Origin of the sequence: Streptomyces sp. NPDC001890 (assembly GCF_042891445.1) — a bacterium.
GTDB lineage: Bacteria > Actinomycetota > Actinomycetes > Streptomycetales > Streptomycetaceae > Streptomyces.
In genome coordinates, this window is record NZ_JBIATE010000016.1 from 122,356 (window position 1) to 134,736 (window position 12,381).

The following is a 12,381-nucleotide window of genomic DNA, read 5'->3' on the forward strand; positions in this document are numbered from 1 at the left end:
GCGGCCCGGGGGGGGCGCGGGGGTGGGGGGGGGGGGCCCCACTGGGCGCGCCGTGTGGTTTATGGGCCAGGAGCCCCCCCCCCCCCCCGGGGGGGGGCCCCCCCCGCCGGGGGGCCCCCCCGCCCGGGGGTCAGTTCGTGAACGCCTGCCAGATACTCCACAGGACGAGCAGAGTGGCGACCGCCGCCACGACGACGTCGCCTCCGGAGGGCCTCCAATCGGCCGCCCGGGCGAACAGGTTGATCCCCCCCCGATGCGCTGGATGTGCTCACCCACCGGGTAGTCGCCGTCGTGACGGCGACTACGGTGCCGGACACCGTGCCCTTCCGCGCCGGCGCGGAAGAAGTAGGGCCGGGACACCGTGCCGCAGCGCTTGCAGCAGTACGTGAACGCCACGGACGCCTCCTGATCCGATCGCTGGTCATCCGGATCGTAGAGGGCAAGGGCCGTGCCCACGCACGGGCAGGGGCTCTTTCTCGCCGCTGGCCACGGCGCCGTTGGGACGGGTCCGCGGCGGCGAAGTGGTGTCAACGGGCCGTAGACGGGGGTGTCGACGGCCCGTAGACAGGGGTGAGATGAGCGGTAGATGCCCTGGTAGATGGGGGTGTAGATGGCATCTACGCCTTCACAGGGCCAGATCATGTGATTGCGTCAGGGGAGGGGTTGGGAGCGGTCTGGAGGTCGGGCTGGAGGGGGGTGCTGTGCGCGGCCGCCACGGGGGGTGCGGTGAGGGGGGTGACGGGGCCCGCGCCCGGGGCCTGGACGGGGGTGGCCGGGGGGCCCTCGGAGGGCCCCCCGGAGGCAGGTCGGGCGAAGGCCTCCAGGGCCTCGTCCAACGAGGTGCCGAACACCTCCCGCAGCTTGTCCGCGCGGACCCCCCAGGTGGGCCCCTTTCCCTTGGCCCGGACGTTCCGGCTGACGGGGATCCCCGTGGCGGTGCAACGCTCCCGCAGTTGAATCGGCTTCCAGCCGTCGAAGCCCCGGGCCTCACGCTGAAGCCGTTCGAGGAGCTCGGTGATGTGAACACCCATGTGCTCTGGCGCGGCGTCCCGGACGGCGGCCACGATGAACCGCACGAACTCGCGGGAGACGCGGTCCTGTTCGGATTCCTCGGCCTGCTCCCCCGCAGACTTTTCATGATCGTTTTGGGTGGTAGTCTCCTGCAGCGGGGGAGCGATCATCCATGCGGCGATCGCCCATGCCACTGCGAGGACAGCGGCGCCGACCGGCGCGTACGGGGCGATGTGCGGCCAGACGAGCCACATGAACAGCCAGATGAGACCGGCGATGACGACCCCGGCGAACAGGAAGATCAGGCAGCCCAGACCGACCCGCTCGATCGCGTCATCGGCGGCGACCCGGGACGCCTTCCCGGACGCCTTGGCGCTGCTCGCTGCCGACTTGCTCGCGGAACCGTCGTCGCCGGGTGCGCCGTCCTGTTCCCGAACGGCCGGGGCGGCCTTCGCCGGCGGGGCGTCAAGGTTCGTCGCCGCCGTCCAGCCGAGCTTGATGCCCCGGGCCGTCCTGCGCAGCAGGAACGACGCGATACTGACTTCGGCTCGTCAGGGTGACGTTGGGGTGTCGAGAGTCAGGCCGGTGCCGGCTATGAAGCCGTCGAGGGTGTCGGGCCGGTACTGAAGTCGTTTGAGTCGGTTGCGGACGAGGGCCTCGAGGCGGTCGAGGGCGACCACGGCGAGGTTGGCCAGGCTGCGCTTGACGTGTGCCCAGACCCACTCGACGGGGTTGAGGTCGGGCGAGTAGGCGGGCAGCAGGAACACCGTCAGCCATGCACGCTCGGCGATCAGCTCACGCATGGCGTGGGAGACGTGGGTGTTCAGGCGGTCCCAGACGAGGCTGCAGGACTGCGACCGCGATGGTCGCGGCCCGGTCCGCGTTCCAGGCCAGCTGGCCGATCTGGCGCACGATCCGTGGCAGCCGCGCGAGGATCTGTCCCACCGTGGCCTTGGACGCGGCGCCGTCGTACACGGACCAGTACGCCTCCGCCAGGCCGTCGGCGATGTCACCGTCGTGCGGCCCGGCCGGGACGGCGGCGGGCGGCAGCGGAAGCTCCGCACTGCGCGGGGCGGGCACCGCACCCTGGCGGATGCCGTCTGCGTCACCACCGGTGCTCATGCCCCCCGCCTCGTATCCAGTCGTGCTGAGCGCCGCGCGTAGACGTCGGGCTGCTGCTTCCCGCAGGGCTGGAAGGCGAGCGGGGACCGCCGCCGCTGTTCGAGTTCGCGGCGATGGGTGGGAGTGGGCTCAGTGTTCACGGTGTCCTCCGTCTGTGCGGCCGGTTGGTACTGGTGCTCTAAGAACGCGCCGGATCCGGGGCCGTTACGGCCCCGGGCGGGCGAATCTCTCGAACGTGAATGCGGATCTGCGTCTGGGGCAAGAGCCGCCTGCTTGGTCACTTTTGAACTGACACGTTCGAGTGGTTGACGTCGTGCGGCACCTGGTCAGGGGCTTGCGCGGTCCTTTCGTAGACCTTGGGCAGGAGCGGGGTGCGGTGCCTGGTGACTGACCATGCCCAAGCTCAGCTGGAAGATGACTTGGTTCTCCGCGAGGTTGACCTGCAGGAGTTGGCCGTCTGGATTCGGCGCGTCCCAGGCCGCGGAGGTAGCACCGTGGACGACGGTCGGGTTGAGCCGCAGCCCCGTCCTCCTGCACTGAGGGACTGGGCCGCGGCGGAGGACGCCGACGGCCGTGCGGCGGGTGTTCGGATCAGGCTGTGCGAGAGGGTGTCAGGTGTTGAGGACGGTGAAGGCGACGGACGGGAAGCGGCGGCCGTTGACCTGGAGGGCGAGGGAGTAGGAACCTGGCGAGACCTTCCACTGTGCGGTCGAGCGCAGCGGGTGAGCTTTGGCGAGTGATAGGTCCTCGCCGGGCTTGGCTGTGGCGCGGCGTAGGAAGGAGACCTTCTCCCGTGGTCGGCCGTTCTGCCCCGCGGTGGCGATCACGATCATCGCGTGGACCGGCGTGGTGGCGGTGGCGGTGAGAGCGGCAGAGAAGTTCAGGGTGTCGCCCTCGTGGAGTTCGGTGCGCTCCAGAGTGAGCGGGGAGAGCGCGATGGGCGCGTCGTGGGCGTAGCCGAGGATGGCGTAGGCGGGCGGCCAGCCCTCCTTGAGCCGCTTGCGCAGGGCGTTCCGGGCGATGAAGGCGAAGTGGTCGTCTGCGAGCCGGCCCGACTGCCTCCACCGCTGAAGGGTGGCCAGAGCGAGGTCGGGCCGGCTGGCGGCGATGTCGCCCAGGTGGTTGGCGACTGAGGTGCGGACGTAGAGGTGGACGTCGTTGTAGAGCTGATCGAGGACGGGCAGGCCTGCGTCGACGGGCAGTGCGATCCGTGGAGCCCAGGGCAGCAGGGGCCGGGTGGCCTCACTCGCCAGCCGACGTACCCGGAAGTCCTCGCCGCGGGCCCACGCCTCGACGGCCTTCATCGTCTCGTCGGGAAAGGCGGCGAGAAAGTGCCGGACCGGGAGCTCGGCGGAGAAGTACCCGGTCATGCGGGCCAGCGCGGCGAGAGCCTGGTCCAGGTACTCGGCGGTACGTAGGTAGCGGGAGACATAGTCGGAGTGGGGGGAGTAGAGGTGCAGGCCGAAGTCGTTGGTCACCCCGGCCGCCTCGGGCGTCGGCGGGAGCGAGCGCAGCAGGATGCCGAGTGCATCGGGGCCGGTGACCGGAAGGTGGGCGTGCAGCCCCTCGCTGGTCCGGGCGATCCGGGCGCTCAGTTCCAGCCGGGGAAGGTCGGCCATCACCGACGTCACAAAGCTGTTGGCATCGAACTCGGGGCAGACCGCCTGGACTTCGCGGCCGATGCGGGCGATGCGCTCGGCGTTGAGTGCGGTCTCTTTCAGGGGAACCTTCACGGTCATGGGCAAACCCTAGGGCCGGCTACGGGGGCATCCCTCGTGTTCTCGCCGCGGGCCAACCGGCGGAGTGAACATGAGGTTTTCGGCTATCGGACAGCGGCGCGGTACAGCAGCCGGCGATGGCGGGAGCTGTTGCACGGGGAGGCGGTGTGGAGGGTGGCGAGGTTGTCCCAGACGACCAGGTCGCCCTGCTTCCATCGGTGGCTGTAGAGGTACGGCGGACTGGTTGTGTGGTCCAGCAGCTCGTCGAGCAGGGCCCGGCTCTCCCTCTCGGCAAGCCCGGTGATGCCTCTGATCACCATGGAACCGAGCAGCAGCGAGCGGGCGCGGGTGACTGGGTGGGTCAGGACGAGTGGATGCTCGACCTCCGGGTGGCCGGCCAGGCTCCCGACCGCGATCGACGACTGGCCGCCGCCGGCCTGGCTCTGCAGGACACCGAGCTGCTCGATGGAGTGCACCGCGCGCATCCCCGCGGCGCGCTGCCGCATCGCCGGGGGAAGGTCGGCGTAGGCGCGGGTGGTGTCGGCGAAGCGTGTCTCGCCGCCCTCGGCGGGGGTGACGACCGAGTACAGCAGGGTGGCGGCGGTGAGCTCGGGCTTGAAGCTGTTGTCGGCGTGCCACTCCTCCTCGTGGTCGCCGTCGTAGATGCCGATCGGCGTGCCGTCCTGGTGGATGTTGGAGATGACGGTGAGGCCGGGGAAGCCGGGGACGGTGTAGCGGCGGTCGGTGGCGGTGTCGACGGTGCCGAACAGGGAGGCGGCGGCGAGCAGGTCGGCGTGGTTGAGGTGCTGGTCGGGCAGGACCAGCACGCGGTGGCGGTGCAGGGCGTTGGTGAGAGCGCGCGCTGCGGCCGCTCCGGTCGTGCGGGCGAGGTCGGTCTCGACGCGGGCGCCGAATCCGCCGGGCAGCGGGGTGGTCGCAAGGTCCATCGTGCCTCCGGAGCCTGGGGGCGGGGTGTCAGAACTGGGGGGACTGGAGGAACGGGGTGATGTCGCGCAGTCCGGCGGAGGCGGCGCACAGCCGCTCGATGCCGATGCCGAGGCCGGCGGTGTCCGCGGGTACGGCTCCGGCCGCGACGGCTTCCTGAGCGAGCTGCTGTTCGTCGTCGTAGAGATCGACGGCCTTGGCGCGTTCGGTGAAGGCTGTCCGGTCCGTCTCGTCGGTATAGCCGTGGACGAGCTCGATGCCGTCGACGATCAGCTCGAACCGCTCCAGGACGGCGGTGGCGCCGGGGGCCAGGCGGGCGCACGGCTCGTCGCCGCCGGTCGGGTAGTCGGTCAGGAACACCGCGCGGCCCGCGGTGCCGGCCTCAAGTTCGAGGGCGATGTAGCGGCCGAGGACATCGCGGAACGGGGCATCCGCGTCCACGCCGATCCGGGCGGCCATGCGCGGGTGGAGGTCACCGATGGGCTCGGTGTGCAGGTCGATGCCGAACTCGTCGCGGACGTGGTCGGCGATCGAGAGCCGCTCGGGGGTGTAGGAGGGAAGGTGAGGGCCGACCAGGCGCCAGGCGAGGTCGATCAGGTTCTCGAAGCCGAGGTGTGCGGCGTAGAGGTCGAGCATCGTGAACTCGGCGGCGTGCAGGGCGTCGGGGGACTCGGGCCGGAAGCATGGGCCGATCTCGTACACCCGCGCAAGGTCGGTGCTCACGTTGACGCGCAGCGCCGGGCCGATCATCGCGCGCAGGTACCGGCCTTCGTGGAGGCCGGCGGGCACGCGGCGGCCGGGCCCGAGGTCGGCGCGGCGCGCGACGGGGGTGACGACCTCGATGAAGCCCTCCTCGTGCAACACGGCCCGCAGGCCGTGCAGGACGTCGGCCTTGGCGCGGATGGGACCGGACGGTGCGGACATGCGTACTTCCTCTCAACACAGCTATGGGAAACGGGAGTTGTGGATCCGGGCGCGGCCTGGGCGGTGCGGCCCTCTCGGAGCGCCTCAAGGTAGCCGCACCCCGCCGACGCGCAGAAGACCGCGCGCACCGGCCGAGCGGTCCGATGCACGGCAGAAGGCCGTGATTTGCACGGCTTGCAGATGCGTTTGCCCAGGTCAGCGGCAAGGTGGGCGCAACGCGTACGCAACGCCCCGGCGCACCAGGCGCAACGCCACAACCCGTTGCCGGTGCCCCTGGTGCGGCCCTAGCGTGATGGCACGGCCACTCGGCGCGGTGGTTTCACCAGCGCCCGGCCGGCTTCTTCGAGCCGCGCTCATCTCTGGCTCGACCATCCGATTCACCACGCGTGGCCGCGGCATGCCCGCGGCCCGAGAGGAGAGCAAATGGACCACAACCTGAAGCTCGGTATGCGGCCCTCCGCGGGCGTCAAGCTCGGCATGCGGCCCGGCGCCGCCGTCGTGAAGCTCGGCCAGCGCCCGGGCGTGAAGCTCGGCATGCGCCCCGGCGCCGCCGCCTGACCCCGATCGTTCTGATCGCCTGACGTGCTGCTGGTGGGGCGGGGCGCCCCGCCCCACCAGCAGCAGTTCGGAAGGCCAATGTCCAGTTCCAGTGCAGTGATGTCCCAAGGAGAGCAGATGGGCAGGCCCAGCCGGTGCTCGGTACGCCGGCGCGAGAAGACGCCGAGGCGCACCCGGCACTCGACCGGTGCGTCCGGTCCGGTCCGCAAGGCGCTGGGGCCGAAATTGATCGGCGAGCTGGAGGGCCTGTGCGGCGCTCCGAGCGTTGGCCTGCGGGACGTGGCGTACGACGTCGGCGCGATCGTCGCGGCGGCGCTTGTCGGCTCCCTGGTCGGGTACCTCGTCGGGCCGCTGCTCGCGGTGCTGTACATCGGGGTGCGCCAGCGGCACCTTTCGAACCTGGCCCACGAGTGCGTCCATGCGAAACTGCTGGTCACCGCGCGCGGCAACCGCCTGGTGGGGTACCTGCTGACCGGGATGCTCGGTGAGGGGCTGCGGCCCTACCGGGTCACCCACGGGGTGCACCACGCGCAGCTGGGCAGCGGAGCCGATCCGATGTTCCAGTCGTACCGGGCCGGGCGCCTTCACACCGTCCGGGCGCCGACGAGCCGGACCGCCTTCGTGCTGCGGGTGATCGTCAAGGCCGCGTTGTGGCGGCTGCCGACGTCGGCGCTGCGGGTGCTGCTGACCCGCGGCCCGCGGGAGAGCAGGTGGGCACTGGCCGCGCGCGCGGTGCTGTGGGCGGGCGTCGCCGCCGTGTGCTGGTCCTTCGGAATCCTCGGCGACCTGCTGCTGTACTGGCTGGTCCCGCTGGTGTTCGTCCGGCCGGTGGTCACCTGGATCACCGACCTCGGCAACCATGCCGGCCTGATCCAGAACCGCGACGACGTGCTGCTGCAGACCCGCGGCTGGTCCTCGCACTGGCTCACCCGGCACCTGCTCGGCGGCCACCTCGACGACATGTACCACCCGGTGCACCACTGGTGCCCCAAAATCCCCTGGCGGCGCCTGCCCAAGGCCACCGCCCTCCTCTCCGAGCACCTGGAGCGCTTCGGTGAGGTGCCGTGGTGCTCCGGCTACTTCTTCCGCCGCCGCTCCACCCCAGAGGTGCCGTGCGTGATCGAGGACATCATCACCCGCCTCACCTCCCAGCCCGCGCCCCAGCAGGCCCTGGCTGCCGAGCGTACGGCTGTCTGACCGATCCCCTTCTTCCTGTCCACGACCGGCCCGCCGCAGTGCCGTCCGGGCGGCGCCCCTGTCCACCCGGGCCGTGCCGGCACCCGCCGCCGAGGAGGCGGCCACCCATGACCCAGCCTCAGCTCGCCCCGCCCCCTGCGGGGGTGCACAGCTTCGACGACTTCACCCGGCTGCGCGAGGTCGTCGTCGGCCGAGCCGACCACTACAGCGCACACGACGCCGATCCGACCTGGCGGCTGTTCTACTTCGAGAACGTCGCCCCCCACCTGGCCGACGGACAGCGGCAGTTGTCGATCCCGCAGCAGATCGTCGACGAGCTCAACGAGGACGTCACCGGCTTCGCCGACACCCTCACCGGCTGCGGGGTGCGCGTGCTGCGCCCCTGCGCCCCGGGCAAGGACGTCCAGGTGTCCTCCCCCTGGTGGAGCAGCGGCGCGACGCCGCCGCTGAACGTCCGCGACAACGCGGTCATCCTCGGGGAGACGATCGTGGAGACCGCTCCGCACATCCGCGGCCGGATCTTCGAGAACGACCACCTCAAGCCCCACTTCAACCGCTACTTCGAGCAGGGCTCGAACTGGCTGTCCATGCCGCGCCCTGCGCTCGCCGCCGGCTCCCTCGACACCGCCTACTTCGACCAGCAGGGAATCGACGTCACCGCGGCGACCGCCGAGGAAACCGCTCTGCCGATCGACGGCCTGGGCCTGGAAATGGTCTTCGACGGCGCGCAGTGCGTCCGCCTGGGCCGCGACGTACTGGTCAACGTCGCCAACCACAACCACGAACTCGCCTACCGGTGGCTCGACCGTAACTTCCCCGACCTGCGCCTGCACCGGCTACCAGGGATCGCCGACAACCACGTCGACTCCATCGTCGTCCCCCTGCGCCCGGGCCTGATGCTGCTGCGCTCCCCGCACTACCTGCAGTTCCTGCCGGAGCCCATGCGCGGCTGGAAGGCGATCTACCCGCCGCCGAGCACCGTGACCGAGCAGAACTACGACGAGTTCGGTTTCGTGATCCCCACCGCGTCCCGGTACATCGACATCAACGTCCTGTCGATCGACGAGAACACGGTGGTCGTCAACTCCCTCTACCCGGAGCTGATCGCGCTGCTGGAACAGCACGGCTTCACCGTCGTCCCGGTCCGGCACCGGCACCGGCGCCTGTTCGGCGGCGGCCACCACTGCTTCACCCTCGACACCGTCCGCGACGGCGGCCCCGAGGACTACCTCGCCGCCTGACCCGGCCCGCGCCCGCACACGTCCATTCGGCCGCGCCCGCGCGGCCCGAACCCGAAGGAGTACCCCAGCCATGAGCAGCAGCACCGGAGCGTGGCCCCCGCCCCGCGAATTCTGGACCGACACCCTGCCCGAGAAGACCCACGGCATGACCCGCCCGTATCTGTTCAAGGACGTGGTCCCCGCCTCGGCGGCGAACGCGGCCGCCGTCCTGGACGGCTTCGCCGCGATCCGCCGCGCCCACGCCGCCGGGCAGGAGATCACCGCGAACGCCCGGGTGTACGTGGGCGAGGAGGAACGCCCGGACCTGGTCGACACGGTGCTGTCCGCCAACGGCTGGCCGGAGGGCGGCTTCCCCGCGTGGATGCAGGAGCAGGTCGGCGCCGAGCGGTTCAGCCTGGTCCTCAACACCCTGGAGAGCGTCAGCCCCCCGCTGGCCGCAGGCCTGGGTGAATTCGTCGGCGCGCTGATCGACGGCTGGGGCTTCCCGGCCGGCGGCGCCGAGCTGGTCGCCTTCGTCGGCAACTACAGCGGAACCGCGTTCGGCGTCCACGAGGGCTACGAGAATGCCTTCCTCACCCACTACGGGCCCGGCACCAAGGACTTCTACTGCTGGCCGGCCGAGGAGTACCGCAAGCTCACCGGCGGCAGCGAACCGCTGCTCGGCGACTACACGTGGCTCCTGGAGCACGGCGAGCACTTCGCCCTGGAGCACGGCGACGCGCTGTTCCTGCCCGAGCGTGTCTTCCACGTCGGCCGGCAGAGCGAGTTCTCCGTCTCCGTCGCCATCCCCCTCTACACCTTCCCCGACGCCGCGGTTGCCCGGGCCTGGATTGCACCGGACCTGCTCGGCGCCCTGCTGGTCAGCGAGCCCGACACCGATGCAGGCAGGCCGTCCCCGATGCAGCCCCTGACCGCCGGCCCCGACGAGCTCGCCCGCCGCCTGAGCACGGTGACCGCCGCCGCGTTCACCGCCGCCGCCCAGCAGGCGCCGGCCGCCGCCGAGCAGCACGCCCACCAGCGTTGGTACACCGTCCTCAGCAACGGCGGCTGGCAGCAGACCGAGAACGACCTTGCCCGCGACGAGGCCGCCGCCGCGTTCGCCGCCGTCTCCCTTGTGCCCGGCACGAGCGTCGCGGTCCGCGCCCCATACCGGCTGATGGTCACCGGCGAGCAGGCGTTCCTCCGCAGCTGCGAGACGGCGGCCGACCCCGCCGTCCTCACCCCCGACCTGGTCGAGCGCCTCAGCACCGGCCCGGCCACCCTCCCCGACGACCCGCAGGTGATCGCCGCGATCCGCACGCTCGGCGCCACCGGCGGCCTGACCGTCACCACCACGCCCGAGGAGACCGAGTGACCACCACTACACCCGCGCCCGCGCTCGACACCCTGCGCGGAACCAGCCTCGTCGAGGCGTACCTGCGGGCGAATCCGGAGACCCGCAGCTACATCCACGCCACCATCCAGGGCAACCGAAACAGCGGCGACGACCTCGTCGACAAGCACCTCAAGCCCATGATCGACACGATCTACCGGCAGATCCGAGCCTTGGTCGACCCCGGCACCCTCACCGTGGCCCAGGCCCGCATGTACATCGCGGAGCTCGCCGTCTTCGCCCGGCACAACGCCCAGTTCCTGCGACTGGCCGCCCAGCAGGTCTACGGCTCCTGCCCCGCCCTCGGGCACGAGTTCGACCGCAACTTCCTGGAGGAGGGCGGCGAGCCCGGCAAGGTCCCCGCCCACTACCTCCTCTACACCCGCGCACTGCTCGCCGACCTCGGCCTGCTCGTCAACGGCCACGTCCCCGCCGACGAGACCGCCAAGCTGGTCCTCCAGCACCAGGTTCTCGTGAACTCCCACATGACCGGCCTCATCGCCGGCGGCTACTACGCCACCGAGGGCGTCGCCGTCGCCGAGACCGAGATCCTGCGGGACATCACCAACCAGTACGGCGAGCTGACCACCGGGGCCAGCGGCGCAGCGCTGAAGAACCTCGACTACTACTACCGGCTCCACCTCGACGAGAGCCACGAGGCCGCCCAGATCGGCGGCATGAGCGTGGAAGAGTCCCACATCGAGGGCCTGGCCCGGTTCATCCGTCAGAGTGACCTCTTCCACCTCGACCTGCCGCAGGCCCTGGAGGGCTTCCTACAGATCTTCAACGCGATGACACACTGGTGGACCCAACTGGCTCACCGTGCAAGGGAATTGAACTAATGTCCGAGACTGGCGCCGCCACCGGCTCCGAACCCGAGGTCCGCTCCGGCGGCTGCCTGTGCGGGAAGACCCGCTTCACCGTCACCGGCCCAGTGGACGACCCGCACGTCTGTAACTGCGGGCACTGCGCCAAACGCGCCGGCGCACCGTTCCAGTGGTGGGCCGGGTTCCCGATGGCCGGGCTGAAGTGGACCGGCGAGAGCGGCGAGCCGACCTGGTACGACACCTACCCCGGCCAGACCGCCCGTGGCTTCTGCGGCGGATGCGGCAGCCACATCGCCGCCCGCGACTACGGGAACGACACCATCATCGGCATCCTCGCCACCGCCCTCGACCACTACGGCACCGACTCGGCCCTGGCCCCCACCAACCTCAACCGAGTCGCCGAGGCCGCCCCCTGGCTCGCCCAGTGCAACACCCAGCCCGCCGTGGCCGGCTGACCCCAGACCCTGCGGCGGCGGCCGCGCCTGACAGCGCCCGCCCCCGCAGGCCCGCACCGGGCCGTGCCGGGACCGCCTCCACCCCGCACACCACCGCGCCCAGCACCGACGCCCAGGAGGACCCGTGCGCTCCGACGTCCATGTCGCCACCGAGTACGGATCCCTGAAACGGGTAGCCATGCGCCACGCCGGCGACTTCACCCGCCCCCTGGACGGCCCCGATGTCCATCCGGTCCTCGCCCGCCAGCAGGCCACCAGCAACTGGGCCCCCTACGACCCCGCTACCGTTCGCGCCCAGCAGGACCAGCTGATCAGCCTGCTGCGCGACCGCGGCGCCGACGTGGTCCTGCTCCCCTCGGCACCGGGCTGCTCCACCCAGCACTACCCCCGCGACATCGCCTTCGCCGTCGACCATGTGCTCGTCCGGGCCCGCCTGAACTCCGCGCACCGCCTTCCCGAGACCGACGCCCTCACCGACCCCGCCGTCGGCGGGCAACCCGTCGACCTCACGCGCGGAACGATCGAGGGCGGCGATGTCCTGCTCCCCGACACGGCCCAGGTCCTCGTCGGCCTGAGCGAGGAGACCACCACCGACGGAGCCGACGCGCTTCAGGAGGCCCTCGCCCAGCACGGCATCGACCGCGAAGTCGTCCCCGTGCGCTTCGCGGTCGAGGGGATCGTCCACCTTGACGACCACCTCGCCGTGGTGGCGCCCGGCACCGTACTCATCCACCGCGAGGTGTTCACCGCCGACCAGAACCGCTGGTTCGACGCCCACTTCGACGACCTCGTCCCCGTCACCGCCGCCGAGGCCCGCGCCGTCCAGGTCAACGTCCTGGCCATCGCACCCACCACGGTCGTCGTCGCCGCGGGCAGCGACCGCATCGCCGCCGCCCTGACCGCCCGCGGACTCGACGTCCTGAGCGTCGACTACTCCGAGGTCACCCGCATCCCCGGCTCCCTGCGCTGCACCACCCTGCCCCTGCTGCGCACCTGAAGCTGCTACGCCGA

The 12,381-nt window shown here is 71.1% G+C and carries 12 protein-coding genes and 1 pseudogene; 7 read left to right on the forward strand and 6 right to left on the reverse strand.

The features are described 5' to 3' along the window. Positions 1-638 precede the first annotated feature (638 nt). The 6 genes and pseudogenes from ACFYY1_RS30145 to ACFYY1_RS30170 all read right to left on the reverse strand — a co-directional run bounded on the left by ACFYY1_RS30145 (position 639) and on the right by ACFYY1_RS30170 (position 5,720). The gene (locus tag ACFYY1_RS30145) at positions 639-1,265 is read right to left on the reverse strand and encodes a hypothetical protein (protein ID WP_388591201.1); all 627 of its coding nucleotides are present in this window, start codon (positions 1,263-1,265) and stop codon (positions 639-641) included. 297 nt (positions 1,266-1,562) lie between these two features. After that, a pseudogene (locus tag ACFYY1_RS30150) lies at positions 1,563-1,853 on the reverse strand (transposase); the annotation flags it as partial. Beyond that, on the reverse strand, positions 1,807-2,133 hold the full coding sequence (locus ACFYY1_RS30155) for a hypothetical protein (protein WP_388591312.1): 327 nt from the start codon (positions 2,131-2,133) through the stop codon (positions 1,807-1,809). The gene ACFYY1_RS30155 and the pseudogene ACFYY1_RS30150, both read right to left, overlap by 47 nt. A gap of 611 nt (positions 2,134-2,744) precedes the next feature. Continuing rightward, complete coding sequence (locus tag ACFYY1_RS30160; RefSeq protein WP_388591203.1) at positions 2,745-3,872, reverse strand: hypothetical protein; 1,128 nt, start codon at positions 3,870-3,872, stop codon at positions 2,745-2,747. A gap of 83 nt (positions 3,873-3,955) precedes the next feature. Further along, positions 3,956-4,798, reverse strand: a complete 843-nt coding sequence (locus tag ACFYY1_RS30165; protein WP_388591204.1) for a TauD/TfdA dioxygenase family protein — start codon at positions 4,796-4,798, stop codon at positions 3,956-3,958. Positions 4,799-4,826: 28 nt separating this feature from the next. Then, a complete protein-coding gene (locus ACFYY1_RS30170) occupies positions 4,827-5,720 on the reverse strand; it encodes an amino acid--tRNA ligase-related protein (protein WP_388591206.1) in 894 nt (297 codons plus the stop codon). Positions 5,721-6,143: 423 nt separating this feature from the next. Here ACFYY1_RS30170 and ACFYY1_RS30175 point away from each other — a divergent pair, with 423 nt between their 5' ends. The 7 genes from ACFYY1_RS30175 to ACFYY1_RS30205 all read left to right on the forward strand — a co-directional run bounded on the left by ACFYY1_RS30175 (position 6,144) and on the right by ACFYY1_RS30205 (position 12,367). Beyond that, the gene (locus ACFYY1_RS30175; protein ID WP_388591208.1) at positions 6,144-6,278 is read left to right on the forward strand and encodes a hypothetical protein; all 135 of its coding nucleotides are present in this window, start codon (positions 6,144-6,146) and stop codon (positions 6,276-6,278) included. 117 nt (positions 6,279-6,395) lie between these two features. Next, positions 6,396-7,475: a fatty acid desaturase family protein gene (locus ACFYY1_RS30180; RefSeq protein WP_388591210.1), complete on the forward strand. Its 1,080-nt coding sequence runs from the start codon at positions 6,396-6,398 to the stop codon at positions 7,473-7,475. Positions 7,476-7,582: 107 nt separating this feature from the next. Beyond that, complete coding sequence (locus ACFYY1_RS30185; protein WP_388591211.1) at positions 7,583-8,716, forward strand: inosamine-phosphate amidinotransferase 1; 1,134 nt, start codon at positions 7,583-7,585, stop codon at positions 8,714-8,716. Positions 8,717-8,786: 70 nt separating this feature from the next. Further along, a complete protein-coding gene (locus ACFYY1_RS30190; RefSeq protein ID WP_388591212.1) occupies positions 8,787-10,070 on the forward strand; it encodes a hypothetical protein in 1,284 nt (427 codons plus the stop codon). Further along, positions 10,067-10,930 carry a DUF3865 domain-containing protein gene (locus ACFYY1_RS30195; RefSeq protein WP_388591213.1) on the forward strand — a complete coding sequence of 288 codons (864 nt, stop codon included), beginning with the start codon at positions 10,067-10,069 and terminating at the stop codon, positions 10,928-10,930. The genes ACFYY1_RS30190 and ACFYY1_RS30195 overlap by 4 nt, the downstream gene beginning before the upstream one ends. Next, entirely contained in the window at positions 10,930-11,370 is a 441-nt protein-coding gene (locus ACFYY1_RS30200) for a GFA family protein (protein WP_388591214.1), read from the forward strand. The genes ACFYY1_RS30195 and ACFYY1_RS30200 overlap by 1 nt, the downstream gene beginning before the upstream one ends. 124 nt (positions 11,371-11,494) lie before the next feature. After that, positions 11,495-12,367 (forward strand): dimethylarginine dimethylaminohydrolase family protein, encoded by an 873-nt coding sequence (locus ACFYY1_RS30205; protein WP_388591216.1) that lies wholly within the window; start codon positions 11,495-11,497, stop codon positions 12,365-12,367. The last annotated feature ends 14 nt before the right edge of the window (positions 12,368-12,381 follow it).